This window comes from Pseudomonas sp. H3_D04, assembly GCF_054669175.1.
In genome coordinates this window covers 1,847,103-1,863,504 of sequence record NZ_CP162801.1, presented here as the reverse complement: position 1 = coordinate 1,863,504, position 16,402 = coordinate 1,847,103, and the positions used below count along the sequence as shown (strand labels likewise).

Below are 16,402 nucleotides of genomic sequence, written 5' to 3'. Positions count from 1 at the left end.
GACTAACCAAGACGCTATTTTTTCATTCCGACCCGCCGACGCATGTCGGCGGTGATGGTTTGCCGGGTTTTCTTCAAGTCCGCCCATGGTTCATCACCCACTTCAGCCAGTCGTTCCTGCACGTTGTGGATATTCCACTGATTACCGCCCTTGAGCTCTGCCACCTCTTCCCGAAAAATCGGCACTGACACCGGCAACCCTTCGCGGGTGCGGGCGGCATAGGCGCAGATGGTAGTGGCACCCAGTCCATTGCGCAGGTAATCGATGAAGATCCGCCCGACGCGATTCTTCGGCCCTGACACCGCCGAAAAGCGCTCCGGCAGCAACTTCGCCATGTAGCTGACAATTGCGTGGCTGAAGTCCTTCACCTCGTCCCAACCGTGCTTTCGGGTCAGCGGCACCACCAGGTGAATCCCCTTGCCGCCGCTGGTCTTGAGGAAGGCCTTGAGCCCCAGTTCATCCAGTACCGACAGCGTCAGCTGAGTCGCCTCGACCATGCTTTTCCACGGCAGCGCCGGGTCCGGATCGAGGTCGAGAACGAAGCGGTCAGGTTTGTCGAGATTCTCCGTGGTAGCGTTCCAGGTGTGCAGTTCCACCGTGCTCATCTGCACGGCGCCAATCAGCGCTTCGGCGTTGTTGATGATCATCACCGGTTGGCCGGTGACGTCCTTGTCCAGCGTGGTGATGCCCGGAATGGCCAGGCGCTCGGCGTTTTTCTGGAAGAACAGCTCGCCGGCGATCCCGTCCGGGGCGCGCACCAGCGCCACCGGCCGATCCTTGAGCTCGGGCAGAATCCATTCGGCGACGCTGGCGTAATACTCCGCCAGCTGCACTTTGGTGGTGCCGCTGCTCGCATCGATCACCCGGTCCGGGTGGGTGATGCGCACTTTGCCGTCGCCGAGGCCGACTTGTGAGGGCGCGGGCGCTGCCTTGGCCGTTTTCTTTTTCGTCGCGGTGGCCGGTTTGTCAGCGGCGGATTTCCTGCTGGTCTGGGCTTTCACGGCTTTCGCACGCTCCTCGGTGATGTCTTCGGCGGGCTTGTCATCGCGCAAGCCATGGAATACGGCATGGCGCACCGACCCGTCCTTGGTCATCTCGGCGAACGCGACTTCGGCGAGCAACACCGGTTTGAGCCAATGCACACCCTTGGCGTCGAAACCGGTCGGCGGATTGACCACCGCCGGTTTTTTCACCTGCAACGGTTTGAGCTGTTCATAAATGTGCTTGAGCGTGGTCTCGTTGAAACCGGTGCCGACCTTGCCAGCGTAGCGCAACTCGCCACTGTCCCGGTCATGCAATCCCAGCAGCAACGCGCCGAAGGCATTGCGCGCACCTTGGGGATCGGTGAACCCGACCACGACGAATTCCTGCCGATGTTTGCACTTGAGCTTGATCCAGTCACTGCTGCGCCGTGACACATAAGGCGACCCCAGGCGCTTGCCGATCAGCCCTTCCATCTGCATTTGGCAGGCACTGTTGAGCAAGGCTTCCGGCTCCTCGCCGAACGCGTCGGAGAAGCGCAGCAAAGGATCTTTATTGGGTTTGAGCACCGTTGCCAGCGCGACCCGCCGCTCCTCGACCGGCACCTCGCGCAGGTCCACGCCATTGAGGTAAGGCATGTCGAACAGGTAATAAAGGATGTTGCCGCTGCGATTGGATTCAAAGGCATTTTGCAGCGCCTGAAAGTCCGGCACACCCTGCTCGTTAGCCACCACCATCTCACCGTCGAGCCAGGCGGACTCCAGGCCCAGAGCGGCCAGCGCCTCGGCCTGTTTCGGCAATTTGTGGGTCCAGTCGTGGCCGTTGCGGGTGAAGAGTTTCACCTCGTCGTGGTCGATGCGCGCCATGATCCGGTAGCCGTCGAACTTGATCTCATAGCTCCACTCGCCCGGCGGGGCTTTTTCCACCAGCGTCGCCAATTCCGGTTTGAGCTGGTCGGGCAGCCTGGCCTTGTGAGCCCCGGTGAGTTGCGCCGACTGCTGTTTAGCCGGGGCCTTGCGGGCCGGCTTCTTCACCGGTTTGGGCTTGGCGGCGGTCTTGGCCTTTTTGGGGACAATGGTGCGGTCACTGAGCACGCTGTCGGGCTCGGCGGCGACCACATCGTAATCACTCTCGGGTTTCGCCGCGCTGTCCTGATGTTTGATCAGAAACCACTGCTCCTGCTTGCCCGGCATGTGCGTGCGAACCAGGTTCCACAAGCCGCCGAGTTTCTCGCCTTGCAGCTCGAACTTGAGCTTGCCTTTGGCATAGGCCTTGGCCGGATCTTCCTGGGGGATCCACACGCCCCGGTCCCAGACAATCACATCGCCGGCACCGTAATGCCCTTCCGGAATGCTGCCCTCGAACGTGGCGTAATCGATCGGATGGTCTTCAACGTGGACCGCCAGGCGCTTGACCTTGGGGTCTAGCGAGGGGCCTTTCGGCACGGCCCAGCTTTTCAGTGCGCCATCGAGTTCCAGGCGAAAGTCATAGTGCAACCGCGAGGCATCGTGCTTCTGGATACAGAACTGCAAGGCATGGTCTTTCGCAGTTTTCTTGCCTGAACGTTTCGCGGCGGGCTCAGAGGTCGCCGAAAAATCGCGCATGCGGTTGTAATCATCCAGATTCTTGTTCATGGCGCACCTGTTGGCTCGACGCGTCCCCCAATGCCGGGGCCGATGCGCGTGACGATCAAGGCCACGACCGCAATCCGCTCCACCCGTTGATAGCCGGGCGTCAGCAACTCTTCACCGAACACATCGGGATCGAGTTCGCGATAGGTCCAGCCGAACATCGGCGATTCAAGGCGCGGGGTCAGTGCCTCAAGAAACGGATCCTGGCCATCGATCATTGCCACCCCGGTGTACAACACCAAAGAGCCACCGGGCGCCAGTCGAAGCAACGCCTGCTCGACAATGCGCAACGATAACTGCGCACCGAGAGCGCCGCCACCATGCCGGTAAGCGCGCTCGGTGGGGTCGGCCATGTAGGGCGGATTGGCGACGATCAGGTCGAACTGGCCGTCGACGTCCTGCAGCACATCGCTGGCCTCGACCGTGACGTTAGCGACTTCCGCCAGGGCCGCGTTGACCGCCGTCAAACGCAGAGCCGCGGGATTGATATCGACGGCCAGCACCTCGGCTTCACGGCGTGCGCGGGCAATCACAATCGCCCCGACACCCGCGCCGCAACCAATGTCGACGGCGCGCCGGATCGGCGCGAAGGATTGTTGAAGATGAGCGTGGATCAGCTGCGCAAACCGGTAGCTGTCCGGTCCGAAAAACACCGCGTCCGCCGCGTCGGTGGGAAACCCCGAGTGCACGAACAGCAAATCATCGAGGCTGGACCAGCGCACGCGGCTTTTCAGTCGGCCGTTGCTTTCTTGCAGCACGCCCGCCTCCTGCAACTGCCGCTGTTCATCGGTCGACAGCAGGCCCGGTTCGAATGAGCGCGACCAGCCGAACACGTCGCGCAAGGTCCGGGCGTTTTGCCCAAAGGCACGGTCGTTGACCCGCTGGTGCGTGAGCGGCGTCGGGGTGATAAACCGGTAACCATCGGCCTGCAAACGGCGCCCCAGCTGCACCAGCGCCAGATCGGCAGCGCCCAGTTGTTCTTCCTGATTCATGCCGTGCTCCTATCGCAGGCTGGATTTGAGTTCGATGAACCGTCGCGTAGCCATCAGGCCGGCTGGATGGGAATGCCGATGGGCCGACAACCACGGGATCAGCACGGGCATCTGCTCGTGTGCGGCAAGCCCCTCCAGCGAGGTTTGCAGGCTCTGGATATCCGGGTCGTTGTCGGGCACTGGCGGTTCTGTCGCGACACTCGTGCCTCGGCGGACCGCTGTGGCTGAGCGCTCAGGCGTCCAGTTGCCGGCAATCCAGTCATGCAGCAGCTGTTTTTCATAGGGGCTGAATACGCCGAACATGGCGGCACCATCCCCCTCGATCAACTGCCAGAAGCGACTGGCCTGAGGATCCTGTCCGCGCTTGATCCAGCCCTTTTTTTCCATGGCGGCAAGGAACCCTGGCAACTGCTCCGGCGCGGACAGCCACTGGTTGACGGTCTTGCCTTCAAAACGGCAGTAGTCGGAATGCATGTGCTGGCCGAACGGACGCTTGCGCTCAAGCATGTTGAGCAGCTCGGCGTCGAGGTCGAACGACTCGATGATCGCGCGACTGCCCTGCCCCAGATCATTGAGTCGATAACCCAGCGCAACCCGACGCAGAAAGTCTTCACGATCGCCTTCCACCGGCAGCAGTTGCAGCACCGACTGCACGGCTTTTTGCGCGTGGCCGGTGCTGGCGTTGTCGATGGTCACGTGCAGGGTGAAGTAATACGGATCGATGCCCAATTCGCTGAGTTCATAGGCGCTGATCAGCAGGTGCAATGGCAGCTGTTCGTAGCCCAGGTTGTAGCCGATCACCTCCGGCAAAAACTCGTCGGCGGATTCGCCCAGCGCCAGTTGTATCGCGCCCTGCAGGTAATGCTCATCGGCGATCACCCCAGGGTCTTGCAGACCATGTTCGGCGAGCAGCTTGCGGTAGATCACCACATGATTCTGCGCCGGGTTGCCGTCGCCGAGCTCTTCCAGATAGGTGCAGATCAGCCCTTCGAAACGCGGATCGCGCCACTGACGCAACAGGCCGTACAACCAGGCGCCGTCGACCAGTTTGGTCGGGGCCACGGCTTGCAGGAAAAACAGCGCGTGCGCCTTGTTAGTGAAAAACTGCCGGGGCCCGCCTTCTTTGCGTTGTTGCAGGTAGTCGGCGTATTGGCGGGCAACGTCGACGCTGTGGTGTTCGACGAACGATTGCAGGGCCGACAGGTCCGTTGGCATTTCTTGAGGCAAGTGGGTGGCGTGTTCCAGCTGCACTTCGAGAAAGCTTCGCGCCAGAGCACGCCGTTGCTCGGGATCGACGCCCAGCAGCAGGTGTTCATAGGCTTGTTTAAGGCTCCCGGCGGCCGGGATCGGGTGTTCGTGGGCGGGCCGCGATTCAAGTCGTGTCAGGGCAGTCATGGGCGCATCTCTCGGTCTAAGGCCAGTGGCAGGACGTTGAATCAACACGTCTCTACATCAGCAGAGCGATTTGCCCGGAGAAAAATTCAATCGACGTTGAAATCGCCCTGACGGACGGACCTGTGCAGCACCGCCCGCCCGGTGCACGCGGCCTATAATCAGCGGGTACGGGGTCATCTTCGGAGAGCAATCATGCGAACGGTGCACGTCATCGAGCAATCGCCGGCACCCGTAAATGTCGTGGGCGAGGCGATCACCATCCTCGCGGGCGGCGACCTCAGCAAGCCCTTTGAGATGCATATCCAGGAAGGCGTGCAAGGCGGTGGGCCGCCGCTGCACTTTCATCCGTGGGACGAGGCGTTCTATGTGGTCGACGGCCAGGTCGAAGTGACCGTGGCGGGCAAGTCCACCACCGTCTCGGCCGGGGGGTATGTGCATATCCCCGGGGGTTCGATCCATGCCTACAAGAACATCAGCCCTACCGCGAAGATGATTGGCGTGGTGTCGGATCCGCGGGGCGGGCAGTTTTTTGCGGCGGTGGATCAATTAAGGGTACCGGAGGATTTACCGCGGATACTGGAGATTGCCGAAGCGTACGGGGTTATTTTCCTGGTGCCCAAACCGGCAGTTTGACCGCGTTATCGTTCTTCGCTAGCAGGCTAGCGCCCACAGGGACCTTGCGCACACCGCAAATCCACTGTGGGAGCTGGCCTGCTAACGAAGGCGGCCTGAAAGACAACCCGGTTTAACGGGCCCCTAAACCGCACCACCCTTGGCCTGCTGCTCCAGATGCACTTGCAGCTCAGGGTCGATCTTCAGCGCCGCCGCCAGCTCATCCAGATAGTTGCGCTCGGCATCCTGCTGATCGTCCACCAGCATCACGCTGGCCAGGTACATCTCTGACGCCATGCCAGGATCCGTCGCCGACTGCGCCACATCAGCGGCATCCAGCGGCCGGGCCACTTCGTCATCCAGCCATTGCTGCAATTGCGGGTCGTCGGTGTGACGGCCCAGTTCGGTACTGATCATCTGTTTCTCGGCGTCGTCGATCCGGCCATCGGCCTTCGCTGCAGCAATCAACGCCCGCAGCACAGCATGGCTGTGCTCCTCGACTTCCGGACCAGACAAAAGATCTACGGTGCGCGGTGCCTGTTGCAGCGCAGCCGCCTGACTGCGTTGCCATGCCTGATACGCCTGGAAGGCCATCATCCCGAGCGACGCCAGGGCCGCATAGTTGGTGCCGCCACTTGAGCGGGTCCGGGTCGAGCCGCCCAGCGGTGAGCCACCGCCGAGCAGGCCACCGAGCAAACCACCCAATCCGCCCCCGCCCATGGCTGAACCACCGCCACCGCCCAACAAGCCGCCAAGCAACCCGCCCAGACCGCCGTCGATGCCGCCCTGGGCAGATGCGCCACCCTGTCGCTCCCTGGAGCCCTGGCCGGCCCGCAGGAGTTGTTCGAGCAAATCGCTGGTGTTCATGACGACGTCCTCATCGATGGGAGTGACCCGGTCAGGCAACAATAGTCCTCGCCGGCAAATGCGCCATTACCGTTTGGCCTGTGGCGAGGGAGCTTGCTCCCGCTAGAGTGCATAGCACTCACAAAAACCGGCATTGCTGCCACATTTTTTGGGGCCGCTACGCAGCCCGGCGGGAGCAAGCTCCCTCGCCACAAAAACGGGTAAGCCTGTGTGCCAGTGTTCAGTGAACAGCACTGCAGATTAATCCAAAGTATTTTTTGCCGGCCCAGCTAAGATTTACTGGCGGTGAACCTTATTCCCGGATTTCCGGTCGATACCTGCAACCGAACCGGTTTGCCGCCGCCCTTGATAATGAGGGTGATGACTGGCTTGCTTCATCTTTCTGGAGAACGCCCCCCGTGATATCCACCCTACACATCGCCAGACTCAAAGCATGGGGCGCCCATGGTTTTACCGCCACCGGCGTGGTCACTGCCTTCCTCGCCACCCTCGCCTTGCTGGAAAACCAGGCCACCAACTGCCTGCTGTGGCTGGGCGTGGCCCTGATCGTCGATGGGCTGGACGGTGCCCTGGCACGCAAGGTCAATGTGCAGTCGGTGTTGCCGAGTTTCGATGGATCGATTCTCGATCTGGTGATCGACTACCTGACGTATGTGTTCATCCCCGCGCTGTTCATCTATCGCTACATCCCCTTGCCGGACTACACGCTGCTGCTGACCGTGTCGCTGATTCTGGTTTCGTCGCTGTTTTGCTTCTGCAACGTCAACATGAAAAGCAAAGACAATTACTTCCAGGGCTTCCCCGCCGCCTGGAACGTCGTGGCCCTGTGCCTGTACATCATTGCCCCATCGCCGTGGATTACCTTCCTGACGATCATTGGCCTGGCCTTGCTGACCGTGACCCGCATGAAGTTCCTGCACCCGTTTCGCGTGCGCAAGTTCATGCCGATCAACATTGCCGTGACCGCCATCTGGCTGCTGTGCAGCTTGTCGCTGGTGGTCAATCACCCGGTCATCAACCCGATGGTCATGGGGCTTTGGCTGCTGATGTCGGCTTACTTCCTGGGGATCTGCATCTGGCGCACCGCCATGGAGTGGTTCGACGGATCGCGCCAAAAGTAACGCAGCATGGCCATCCATATCGTTCGACTCGGCTCGCCGCGCCTGCCTGATGAAGGGTTGCGGATCGGCACGGTACGCCGCCCCCCTCGTGGTGTACCGAAAGCCGATTTCGCCCGTCGGGACTTTTATGATGTGTGGCAGCCACTGCTGTCGCCGAGTGCGGAACTGGTGGCCGAAGCCAAAGTGGCCACCGATGACAAAGCCTGGGAAGCCTTTCGGCGCAAGTTCAAGGCGGAAATGAACCACCCGGCGCCCAGTCAACTGCTGGATCTGCTGGCCGCCCTCTCCCATCAAACCGCGCTGGCGGTTGGGTGTTATTGCGAGGATGAAGCGCATTGCCATCGTTCTGTGTTGCGGGAGTTGCTGGCAGCACGCGGCGCACAGATTGCCTAGATCCCTGTGGGAGCTAGCCTGCTAGCGATGACTGCTTTCCAGCCGATGTAGATGTCGACTGACACTCAGCCATCGCGAGCAGGCTCGCCCCCACAGGGGAATTGGATGTTCAAAGGACTGAGGTAGCACCATGAAACCGCAAATACGGCCCGCCACCGCAGCTGACGCGTCCGCCATCAGCCAGGTCATCATCCAGTCGCTGCGCCAGTCCAATGCCCTGGACTACTCACCCGACATCATCGAGCAGGTGGAAAAGAGCTTTTCCACCGAGTCCATTCGCACGCTGCTGACCCAACGCCAGGTCTTCGTCGCAATGATCGACAGTCATATCGTGGCCACGGCCAGCCTTGATCGCGATGTGGTACGTAGCGTCTTTGTCGACCCGACTCAACAAGGACGCGGCCTCGGGAGGCAATTGATGGCCACGATCGAGTCCATCGCCGCCGAAGCCAAAATCGAGGTCTTGCGCGTCCCCTCCTCCATCACCGCAGAAGCCTTCTACTTCAAGCTGGGCTTTCGAAAAGTCCGCGACGAATTCCACGGAGCCGAGCGCACGGTCATCATGGAACGGCGACTGACCTCCCTCTGACTGCCACGCCCACCCAACCCGCGCCGGTCTGACGGACGGGAGGTCGATCATGGTCAATACTTAGGGGATTGAACGACGCGGGAGGTTCGACATGTCTGGTCAATCACGCTTCATGCTGGTCGCCTCGCCACTGATGGAACACAGCCCCGCCTTCGACAGAGCCGCGGCGCTGGCCAAGGCTGAAGATGCGGCGTTGCACATCGTGGCGTTCGATTACCTGGAAGGCCTGGCCACCGCCAGCCTGGTCAACGAAAAGGCCTTGGAACAAATGCGTCTGGGCTACGTCGATCGACACCGCCAGTGGCTCGAAGAACAGGCCCGTCCCCTGCGCAAGATCGGCGTCCACGTCACCACCGAGGTGGCGTGGGTCGAACGCCCGCTGGAAGAAATCCTGATTCACCTCAAAGAGCAGCCGATGGACGTGCTGATCAAGGCGCTGGAGCACGAATCTCTGCTGTCGCGGTTGTTGTTTACCCCGCTCGACGTGCATTTGCTGCGTGAATGCCCGGTGCCGCTGCATTTTGTCAGCCATGCCGTTCACGCCCTGCCACGCAAGGTTGTCGCGGCGGTCGATCCTTTTCATCGCGATGATCACTACAAAACGTTCAATGACCGGATCCTGCACGAAGCGTCGAAACTGGCGAGTGCCTGCAACGCCGAGCTGGACGTGGTCTACGCCTATGACCTTTCCTCGATCAGCGCAGACGAGTTCGGCTTTGACAACGGCTCGGCGTTTTTCAACTCCGGCAAGGCCAAGACCCTGTTCGACTACCAGGAGGACGCCTTCAATGAATTGGCCGAGCGCAACGGCATCGCGCCCGAGCAGCGGCACATGATCATGGGTAACCCGGCCAAGGTCCTGACCCGCTATGTCGACGCCTACGACGTCGACGTGATCGTCATGGGCCGGGTCGGCCATCGCGGTCTGGGCCGGTTGATCGGCAGCACAGTGGAGCACCTGCTGTACAAAATGCCCTGCAGCGTGTGGGTGGTGTACACCGAGCGGGTGGATGAGTAACGCCCTCTACAAAACACCGCATCCCCTGTAGGAGCGAGGCTTGCCCGCGAAGACGGAGTATCAGTCGACAACGATGTTGCCTGACGCTCCGTCTTCGCGGGCAAGCCTCGCTCCTACAGGGTTTTGTGTCGTCTGGTTAACGTCGGGTGATGACGACCTCCAGGTATTCACTCGGCACCACCACCGATTTCTCTCCCGCTCTGTTCATCCGGTTGATCAGCTCAGTCAGGTCGCTTTCAAAGGCTTGGGCTCCCTCGGGAGACAGCGCCGCGAAGGCCTTGTGGACCGGGCCGTACCAGGTGCGAAACGTGTCGATGAAGTGCGCCGCCGAGCGATAACGGAAGTTGAAGGTGCGGCGCGTCACCTGGACCTGAAAGTCACGCTCATCGAAGTGCGAGTGCAACCAGGCTTCGGTTCCCCAGTTTGAAGGCGGTTGTGCGCCTGGCGGTGGCGGCAGGTGTTTGCCCAGGGTCTTGAACATCTGGCCGACAAAACCTTCAGGCGTCCAGTTGGCCAGGCCGATCCGGCCGCCAGGACGGCAGACCCGCGCCAGTTCTGAAGCCGCTTTGGCCTGATCCGGCGTGAACATCACGCCGAAGGTCGAGAGCACCGCATCGAAGCTGGCGTCTTCGAACGGCAGCGCCTCGGCGTCGGCGACCTGGAAGGTCACCTCCAGGCGCTCGGCCCGGGCCCGGTCTTCGCCGCGCTCCAGCAGCGCCGCCACGTAGTCGGTCGAGGTGACGTTGCAACCTCGGCGTGCAGCGGCGAGCGTCGCATTGCCGTTGCCGGCGGCCACGTCCAGCACGCGTTCGTCGCAGAGCAAGTCACAGGCTTCAGCCAGTTGCTCGCCGACAATTTGCAGGGTGGTGCCGATCACGGCGTAATCGCCACTGGCCCAGGAGACCATCTGGCGGTTTTTCAGGGCAGTGAGATCAAGGGGGGTGCTCATTAAATCTGCTCCGTAAGGATTGGAACGCAAGCCCGGCTTACTCCGCCGTGGTCGGATCGATGATGTTCATCACCTGGGAAATGCGGTTGGCCGGGAAACCGCTCTGCCTCGCGTGCTCCTGGATCAGCGCTTCGCTCGGCGAGATGTACACGCAGTACAACTTGTCACCCGTGACATAACTCTGAAGCCACTGCACCTGCGGCAAGTCGCGCAATGCCCGGCAGGACTTTTGCGAAGCGGCTTTCAAATCCCTTTCTGACAGTGTTCCAGCACCTGGAATCTCGCGTTCTATGACGAACTTTGGCATGGCAACCTCTCAGTCTTGTTATTGATGACAGGGTCGGCAGTGGCCCTGTAGGCAAACTATCGCTCCGGCGCGGGCCGGCGTCCTGCCCGATCGTCGGGCAACACTGCCCGATCGTCCGGAGAATTCACGTTACCCGGCAACGCGCTCACAATCAGAAAGCCCTTAGTCGCATGGGAAGTCACCATGGACGCCCTGTCCCAAACCCTGCGCGTCGTCCGCCTGGTCGGCGCGATTTTCATCAATGCCAGGTTCACGGCACCCTGGTGCTACCAGTCGCCCAGTGCCGACACGGCGGCCCCCTTTCTGGAGCCCGGTGCCGAGCGGGTGGTGATATTCCACCTGATCACCGAAGGCCAGTGCTATGTCGAGATGGGAAACGCTGCGCCGCTGCGCCTGACCGCCGGCGATGTGGTGGTGTTCCCCCAGGGCGATGCCCATCGCATGAGCTCGCAACCCGGTCTGACGCCGGTCACCGGCAAGCGGCTGGACGTGGTGCTGGCGCGCCGTCCCCGGCAACTGAGTTACGGCGGAGGCGGCGCGGTCACGCGACTGGTGTGCGGTTATCTGGCCTGCGATACGCGGTTGGCGGGCATGTTGCTGACGGGATTGCCGGCGGTGGTCCGGGTCAATGTGCGCGGCTCCAATGCCGGAATCTGGCTGGAATCATCGGTGCGTTATGCCTTGGCCGAAGCACGCTCGCCCAGGCCCGGGGGCGAAGGTGTGTTGGCGAAACTGGCCGAGGTGTTGTTCATCGAGGTGTTGCGCCTGTACATGAACGAATGCGGTGAAGGCCGGACCGGCTGGCTGGCCGGTGTGGGTGACCGGATCGTCGGTGCCGCCCTGAATGCGCTGCACAAAAAACCCTGTCACGCCTGGACCCTGGATGAACTGGCGCGAACCGCCGGCACCTCAAGGTCGGTGTTGGCGGAACGCTTTGCGCAGTTGGTGGGGAGTTCGCCGATGCAGTACCTGACGCAGTGGCGGATGTTGCTGGCGGCGAACCTGTTACGCAGCAGTAACAGTTCGTTGATGCGGATTGCCGAAGAGGTGGGCTACCAGACCGACACGGCCTTCAGCCGTGCCTTTCGTCGAGAGTACGGCGCGCCACCGGCGGCGTGGCGGCGCAATCAGGAGAAAAAACCAATGGCCCGCGGCGCGCAGCCTGTGAGCCATTGATGTCGAGGGTTACGCCGAAGGTGCCTTGGCCTCTTCCAGCAGTTGCTGGATCATCTTTTCCTGGGTTTCGTAGGCGCCTTCACCGAAGTGGGTGTAACGCACCTGGCCCTTGGCGTCGATCAGGTAGTGAGCGGGCCAGTACTGGTTGTCGAAGGCGCGCCAGATCGCGTAGTTGTTGTCGATGGCCACCGGGTAGGTGATGCCGAGCTTTTTCACCTGGTCCTTGACGTTGTCGATGATGCGCTCGTAACCGTATTCAGGGGTGTGGACGCCGACGACCACCAGGCCATCCTTTTCGTATTTTTTCGCCCAGTCCTTCACATACGGCAGGGTGTGCTGGCAGTTGATGCAGTCGTAGGTCCAGAAGTCCACCAGCACCACTTTGCCTTTGAGCGAATCATTGCTCAGCGCTGGCGAGTTCAGCCACTGGACGGCACCGGACAGCGACGGCATGGCACCCTGGGCGTTGTCCATGGAGTCGGCCTTGACCTTGCTGACGAAGTAGTCGACGACTTTCGGCACGGTTTCTATCACGCCCTTCTCGAGGCTGCTGACGCCTTCGGACGAGGTGCCGGCCAACAGTGTCCGGTCGGCACCGGTGGAAATCACCGCCACGGTCGCCAGCACGGCAACACCGGCACCACGACGCAACCAACCAGTGACCGGGATCGACACTTTCAAGCGATTGACCAAACCGCGACCGGCGAAGATCAAGGTCCCCAGGGACAGTGCGCTGCCCAGGCCGTAGGCCAGCAGCAACAGGCTGGTCTGTGCGTTCGCACCCTGGAGCATGGCGCCGGTGAGAATCACCCCGAGGATCGGGCCGGCACACGGCGCCCAGAGCAGCCCTGTGGCCACACCGATCATGACCGAACCCAGCGGGCCGGACATTTTGCGGGTGTCGGGATCAAGGCGATTGCCCAGCGCCACGAACGGACGGGCCATCCAGTCACCGACACGGGCGGAAATCAGCGACAGAGCAAACAATCCCATCACGAAGAGCGCGACGTGACGACCGGTGTTGTTGGCTTGCACCACCCACTCGCTGCTGACCACCGCCAGGCTGGCGATCAGGGCAAAGGTCAGGACCATGCCGCCGAGGGTCAGCAGAATGGATGAACGGGTGCGTTTGACACCAGCGAACAGGAACGGCACCACCGGGAGGATACAGGGGCTGAGGACGGTCAATATGCCGCCCAGAAAAGCGATGAGAAACATGGTAATCACCTTGAAATAGAGAAGAACAACACACCACCTACCCCCTGTAGGAGTGAGCCTGCTCGCGATGGCGGTGTGTCAGATAACACTGATGTCGATTGACACTCCGCCATCGCGAGCAGGCTCGCTCCTACACTGGAATTGTGGTGTTCACAAAACAGGGTTCGGGCATCAGGCCTTCTGGTTTTCCTGTAGCTGACCTTGCGGCGTGCGGCTCGAGCCGTCCTGTGCGAGCAAGGCATGAGCGCCCTGCTCGGCCACCGGCGTCAGCTGGAAGCAGGTCGCACTGCCACAGCTTTTCTGTTCAACAGCGGCATTGGCATGGGCAGCCGCGCCGGCTGCGGAGAAAGCAACAGCGGTCAAAAAGCGGGTGACGTTGTTCATGGTGTTCTTCCTGTTTCAAAGGGGTTGGCAATCGGTCCGCGAAGGACTCAGTTGTCCGCGTTGCAGCCGTCAGCAAATTTGCGGTAATCCAGCACCTGGGTTTTGTGCTGGGAATCGAGGTAGGTCAGCTGGGCATTCACAACCCCGCAGGAAGGCGCGGCGTCTTCTTTCAGCGACAGCACTTTCTTGATGTCAAGGTGGGTGCCGTAGGTGTAGGTTTTGGCGCTGACATCGGCGGCTTCGGCGCGGGCCGACAAGGTGCAGATGTTCAGGGCGGCAAACAGGCAAGCGGCGTAGATGGCTTTGGTGTTCATGGCGGTTTCCTCAAGGCTTCAATGGGTAGGTCGTTCGATTGAGCAGAGGCGGTGTGGGTTGCCTCGATGGAACCCATTAGAAGCTCGCGAGGTATCTCGTCTGTGTCGAAAACAGCCGCGTGTAAATCGGTACGTATCAAAGCCGGCCCCTGATACAGAGCGATACAAAACCCCTGGAAAACCGCATTTTTGCCTTTGCATGTATCCGTCGCTACGCCAGATACACTGCAATACAAAGGGCTGCGGGCGAGCGGGCCAAGGCCCGATAGACTGCGCAACATCCCCCATTGATAGAGGCTTGGCCCCCATGGAACACGTCGATCACATTCTCATCGTGGACGATGACCGCGAGATCCGGGAACTGGTAGGCAACTACCTCAAGAAGAACGGCCTGCGCACCACGGTCGTCGCCGATGGACGCCAGATGCGCAGCTTCCTTGAGTCCACGCCGGTGGACCTGATCGTGCTCGACATCATGATGCCGGGCGACGACGGCCTGATGCTCTGCCGCGAGTTGCGCGCCGGCAAACACAAGGCCACGCCGGTGCTGATGCTCACTGCCCGCAACGACGAAACCGACCGCATCATCGGCCTGGAAATGGGCGCCGACGATTACCTGGTCAAGCCGTTCGCCGCCCGTGAACTGCTCGCGCGAATCAACGCCGTACTGCGCCGCACGCGGATGCTGCCGCCAAACCTGGTGGTCACCGAAAGCGGTCGCCTGCTGGCGTTCGGGCGCTGGCGCCTGGACACCTCGGCCCGGCACTTGCTGGACGAAGACGGCACCATGGTCGCGCTCAGCGGTGCGGAATACCGATTGCTGCGGGTGTTCCTCGATCACCCGCAGCGGGTGCTCAATCGCGACCAGTTGCTCAATCTGACCCAGGGCCGCGACGCCGATCTGTTTGACCGCTCCATCGATTTGCTGGTTAGCCGCTTGCGCCAGCGCTTGCTGGACGATGCCCGCGAACCGGCCTACATCAAAACCGTGCGCAGTGAGGGCTATGTGTTTTCGCTGCCGGTGGAAGTGCTCGGTGCGCCGTCATGAACCTCACCCTTCGTTGGCCCCGCACCCTGGCCTCGCGCCTCTCGCTGATCTTTCTGATTGGCCTGATCCTGGCGCAGGCGCTGTCCTTTGGCGCGCAGTATTACGAGCGTTACGAAAGCGCAAAAAACACCATGCTTGGCAATCTGGAAACCGACGTCTCGACCTCCATCGCCATTCTTGACCGCTTGCCAGCCGAAGAACGCATGGGTTGGCTGCAACAACTGAACCGCCGCAACTACCGTTATTTGCTCGACGAAGGTTCGCCGGGCGTGGCCATGAGCGACACGCCCATCGCGATGACATCGATCAAGGACGCCATCGGCAAGGATTACCCGATGACCGTGACGGACATTCCCGGCGAACAGAAACACTTTCAGGTGCACCTGAAACTCGCGGACGGCAGCCCGGTGACCATCGACGTCAGGCCATCGATGGTGCCGTTGTCGCCGTGGTTGCCCATCGTTCTGCTGGGCCAGTTGGCGCTGATGATCCTCTGCACCTGGCTGGCGGTGAGAATCGCCATCCGCCCCCTCACCCGCCTTGCCGAGGCCGTGGACAACCTTGATCCCAACACCCACGCGGTGCACCTGGACGAAAAAGGCCCGACCGAAGTCGCCCATGCCGCCATCGCCTTCAATTCGATGCAGGCACGCATCGCCGCGTACTTGAAGGAGCGCATGCAACTGCTGGCGGCGATTTCCCACGACCTGCAAACCCCGATCACCCGCATGAAACTGCGCGCCGAATTCATGGACGACTGCAGCGAAAAAGACAAACTGTGGAGCGATCTCAGCGAGATGGAGCACCTGGTGCGCGAAGGCGTGGCCTATGCCCGCAGCGTTCACGGCGCCACCGAAGAAAGCCGCCGCACCGACCTCGATTCATTCCTCGACAGCCTGGTGTTCGACTACCAGGACGTGGGCAAAGACGTGACATTGGGTGGCAAAAGTGGCGCGGTGATCGACACCCGGCCCCATGCCTTGCGGCGGGTACTGGTAAACCTGACGGATAACGCTCTGAAGTTCGCCGGCGCCGCCGAGCTGTGGGTGGAAGCGAAAAACGGCGGCCTCTCGGTGAAGATCATGGATCGCGGACCGGGCATTGCCGAAGAGGAACTGACCCATGTGATGGAACCGTTTTATCGGGTTGAGAATTCGCGCAATCGCAGCACCGGCGGCACAGGGTTGGGGCTGGCGATCGCGCAGCAATTGGCGTTGGCGCTCGGGGGATCGTTGACGTTGAGCAATCGTGAGGGCGGCGGGTTGTGTGCGGAGTTGAAGTTGCCGCTTCGACCTGGCAGTCAGTAAACAGACACAAAGGCCAAGGAAAGCCTTTATATTGTCGGACACCGTCGTGCAGCAGCCGACGGCGATGCCCTGATAGCAACCGACACTTATATGGATATTG

The 16,402-nt window shown here is 61.2% G+C and carries 17 protein-coding genes; 8 read left to right on the top strand and 9 right to left on the bottom strand.

Annotated features, from left to right (window positions below):
• Window positions 1-14 precede the first annotated feature (14 nt).
• The 3 genes from ligD to AB4N91_RS08760 are packed head-to-tail and all read right to left on the bottom strand — an operon-like array spanning window position 15 to window position 4,999.
• Complete coding sequence (gene ligD, locus AB4N91_RS08770) at window positions 15-2,615, bottom strand: DNA ligase D (RefSeq protein ID WP_460112309.1); 2,601 nt, start codon at window positions 2,613-2,615, stop codon at window positions 15-17.
• Window positions 2,612-3,604: a methyltransferase gene (locus AB4N91_RS08765; protein WP_083376422.1), complete on the bottom strand. Its 993-nt coding sequence runs from the start codon at window positions 3,602-3,604 to the stop codon at window positions 2,612-2,614. The genes ligD and AB4N91_RS08765 overlap by 4 nt, the downstream gene beginning before the upstream one ends.
• Before the next feature lie 9 nt (window positions 3,605-3,613).
• On the bottom strand, window positions 3,614-4,999 hold the full coding sequence (locus tag AB4N91_RS08760) for an iron-containing redox enzyme family protein (RefSeq protein WP_172791263.1): 1,386 nt from the start codon (window positions 4,997-4,999) through the stop codon (window positions 3,614-3,616).
• Between the two features lie 192 nt (window positions 5,000-5,191).
• Between AB4N91_RS08760 and AB4N91_RS08755 the strand changes: the two genes are divergently transcribed.
• Window positions 5,192-5,632: a cupin domain-containing protein gene (locus AB4N91_RS08755; RefSeq protein WP_077749101.1), complete on the top strand. Its 441-nt coding sequence runs from the start codon at window positions 5,192-5,194 to the stop codon at window positions 5,630-5,632.
• Between the two features lie 123 nt (window positions 5,633-5,755).
• Here AB4N91_RS08755 and AB4N91_RS08750 read toward each other — a convergent pair whose 3' ends face one another.
• The gene (locus tag AB4N91_RS08750; RefSeq protein WP_460112308.1) at window positions 5,756-6,478 is read right to left on the bottom strand and encodes a tellurite resistance TerB family protein; all 723 of its coding nucleotides are present in this window, start codon (window positions 6,476-6,478) and stop codon (window positions 5,756-5,758) included.
• Window positions 6,479-6,876: 398 nt separating this feature from the next.
• Between AB4N91_RS08750 and pcsA the strand changes: the two genes are divergently transcribed.
• The 4 genes from pcsA to AB4N91_RS08730 all read left to right on the top strand — a co-directional run bounded on the left by pcsA (window position 6,877) and on the right by AB4N91_RS08730 (window position 9,599).
• The gene (gene pcsA / locus AB4N91_RS08745; RefSeq protein ID WP_010455490.1) at window positions 6,877-7,599 is read left to right on the top strand and encodes a phosphatidylcholine synthase; all 723 of its coding nucleotides are present in this window, start codon (window positions 6,877-6,879) and stop codon (window positions 7,597-7,599) included.
• Between the two features lie 6 nt (window positions 7,600-7,605).
• The gene (locus AB4N91_RS08740; protein ID WP_460112307.1) at window positions 7,606-7,992 is read left to right on the top strand and encodes a DUF488 domain-containing protein; all 387 of its coding nucleotides are present in this window, start codon (window positions 7,606-7,608) and stop codon (window positions 7,990-7,992) included.
• Window positions 7,993-8,122: 130 nt separating this feature from the next.
• On the top strand, window positions 8,123-8,581 hold the full coding sequence (locus AB4N91_RS08735; protein WP_460112305.1) for an N-acetyltransferase family protein: 459 nt from the start codon (window positions 8,123-8,125) through the stop codon (window positions 8,579-8,581).
• Window positions 8,582-8,672: 91 nt separating this feature from the next.
• Window positions 8,673-9,599: a universal stress protein gene (locus AB4N91_RS08730; protein WP_010455496.1), complete on the top strand. Its 927-nt coding sequence runs from the start codon at window positions 8,673-8,675 to the stop codon at window positions 9,597-9,599.
• 136 nt (window positions 9,600-9,735) lie between these two features.
• Here AB4N91_RS08730 and AB4N91_RS08725 read toward each other — a convergent pair whose 3' ends face one another.
• Both AB4N91_RS08725 and AB4N91_RS08720 read right to left on the bottom strand, forming a co-directional pair.
• Window positions 9,736-10,548 carry a class I SAM-dependent methyltransferase gene (locus AB4N91_RS08725; RefSeq protein ID WP_010455498.1) on the bottom strand — a complete coding sequence of 271 codons (813 nt, stop codon included), beginning with the start codon at window positions 10,546-10,548 and terminating at the stop codon, window positions 9,736-9,738.
• Window positions 10,549-10,585: 37 nt separating this feature from the next.
• On the bottom strand, window positions 10,586-10,855 hold the full coding sequence (locus tag AB4N91_RS08720) for a DUF4242 domain-containing protein (protein ID WP_010455500.1): 270 nt from the start codon (window positions 10,853-10,855) through the stop codon (window positions 10,586-10,588).
• Between the two features lie 183 nt (window positions 10,856-11,038).
• Between AB4N91_RS08720 and AB4N91_RS08715 the strand changes: the two genes are divergently transcribed.
• The gene (locus AB4N91_RS08715; protein WP_460112304.1) at window positions 11,039-12,031 is read left to right on the top strand and encodes an AraC family transcriptional regulator; all 993 of its coding nucleotides are present in this window, start codon (window positions 11,039-11,041) and stop codon (window positions 12,029-12,031) included.
• A gap of 9 nt (window positions 12,032-12,040) precedes the next feature.
• On the opposite strand, the gene AB4N91_RS08710 is transcribed toward AB4N91_RS08715, so the two are convergent.
• The 3 genes from AB4N91_RS08710 to AB4N91_RS08700 all read right to left on the bottom strand — a co-directional run bounded on the left by AB4N91_RS08710 (window position 12,041) and on the right by AB4N91_RS08700 (window position 13,947).
• The gene (locus tag AB4N91_RS08710) at window positions 12,041-13,249 is read right to left on the bottom strand and encodes a cytochrome c biogenesis protein DipZ (protein ID WP_154501183.1); all 1,209 of its coding nucleotides are present in this window, start codon (window positions 13,247-13,249) and stop codon (window positions 12,041-12,043) included.
• Between the two features lie 171 nt (window positions 13,250-13,420).
• Window positions 13,421-13,633, bottom strand: coding sequence for a hypothetical protein (locus AB4N91_RS08705; RefSeq protein ID WP_460112303.1), 213 nt, complete (start codon window positions 13,631-13,633; stop codon window positions 13,421-13,423).
• A 47-nt stretch (window positions 13,634-13,680) separates the two neighbouring features.
• Entirely contained in the window at window positions 13,681-13,947 is a 267-nt protein-coding gene (locus tag AB4N91_RS08700; RefSeq protein ID WP_077749095.1) for a DUF2790 domain-containing protein, read from the bottom strand.
• Window positions 13,948-14,254: 307 nt separating this feature from the next.
• Here AB4N91_RS08700 and AB4N91_RS08695 point away from each other — a divergent pair, with 307 nt between their 5' ends.
• Together AB4N91_RS08695 and AB4N91_RS08690 are read left to right on the top strand one after the other, a co-directional pair.
• Complete coding sequence (locus AB4N91_RS08695; RefSeq protein WP_010455506.1) at window positions 14,255-14,995, top strand: response regulator; 741 nt, start codon at window positions 14,255-14,257, stop codon at window positions 14,993-14,995.
• Window positions 14,992-16,302: a sensor histidine kinase gene (locus AB4N91_RS08690; RefSeq protein WP_077749094.1), complete on the top strand. Its 1,311-nt coding sequence runs from the start codon at window positions 14,992-14,994 to the stop codon at window positions 16,300-16,302. Before AB4N91_RS08695 ends, AB4N91_RS08690 begins: the two co-directional genes overlap by 4 nt.
• Window positions 16,303-16,402 lie beyond the last annotated feature (100 nt).

What these genes read in the sequence shown, in the direction of transcription:
- ligD (WP_460112309.1), bottom strand. Translation starts at nt 2,615, where the DNA reads ATGAACAAGAATCTGGATGATTACAACCGCATGCGCGATTTTTCGGCG.
- AB4N91_RS08720 (WP_010455500.1), bottom strand. Translation starts at nt 10,855, where the DNA reads ATGCCAAAGTTCGTCATAGAACGCGAGATTCCAGGTGCTGGAACACTG.
- AB4N91_RS08705 (WP_460112303.1), bottom strand. Translation starts at nt 13,633, where the DNA reads ATGAACAACGTCACCCGCTTTTTGACCGCTGTTGCTTTCTCCGCAGCC.
- AB4N91_RS08695 (WP_010455506.1), top strand. Translation starts at nt 14,255, where the DNA reads ATGGAACACGTCGATCACATTCTCATCGTGGACGATGACCGCGAGATC.
- AB4N91_RS08725 (WP_010455498.1), bottom strand. Translation starts at nt 10,548, where the DNA reads ATGAGCACCCCCCTTGATCTCACTGCCCTGAAAAACCGCCAGATGGTC.
- AB4N91_RS08740 (WP_460112307.1), top strand. Translation starts at nt 7,606, where the DNA reads ATGGCCATCCATATCGTTCGACTCGGCTCGCCGCGCCTGCCTGATGAA.
- AB4N91_RS08715 (WP_460112304.1), top strand. Translation starts at nt 11,039, where the DNA reads ATGGACGCCCTGTCCCAAACCCTGCGCGTCGTCCGCCTGGTCGGCGCG.
- AB4N91_RS08690 (WP_077749094.1), top strand. Translation starts at nt 14,992, where the DNA reads ATGAACCTCACCCTTCGTTGGCCCCGCACCCTGGCCTCGCGCCTCTCG.
- AB4N91_RS08755 (WP_077749101.1), top strand. Translation starts at nt 5,192, where the DNA reads ATGCGAACGGTGCACGTCATCGAGCAATCGCCGGCACCCGTAAATGTC.
- AB4N91_RS08700 (WP_077749095.1), bottom strand. Translation starts at nt 13,947, where the DNA reads ATGAACACCAAAGCCATCTACGCCGCTTGCCTGTTTGCCGCCCTGAAC.
- AB4N91_RS08730 (WP_010455496.1), top strand. Translation starts at nt 8,673, where the DNA reads ATGTCTGGTCAATCACGCTTCATGCTGGTCGCCTCGCCACTGATGGAA.
- AB4N91_RS08735 (WP_460112305.1), top strand. Translation starts at nt 8,123, where the DNA reads ATGAAACCGCAAATACGGCCCGCCACCGCAGCTGACGCGTCCGCCATC.
- AB4N91_RS08710 (WP_154501183.1), bottom strand. Translation starts at nt 13,249, where the DNA reads ATGTTTCTCATCGCTTTTCTGGGCGGCATATTGACCGTCCTCAGCCCC.
- AB4N91_RS08765 (WP_083376422.1), bottom strand. Translation starts at nt 3,604, where the DNA reads ATGAATCAGGAAGAACAACTGGGCGCTGCCGATCTGGCGCTGGTGCAG.
- AB4N91_RS08750 (WP_460112308.1), bottom strand. Translation starts at nt 6,478, where the DNA reads ATGAACACCAGCGATTTGCTCGAACAACTCCTGCGGGCCGGCCAGGGC.
- AB4N91_RS08760 (WP_172791263.1), bottom strand. Translation starts at nt 4,999, where the DNA reads ATGACTGCCCTGACACGACTTGAATCGCGGCCCGCCCACGAACACCCG.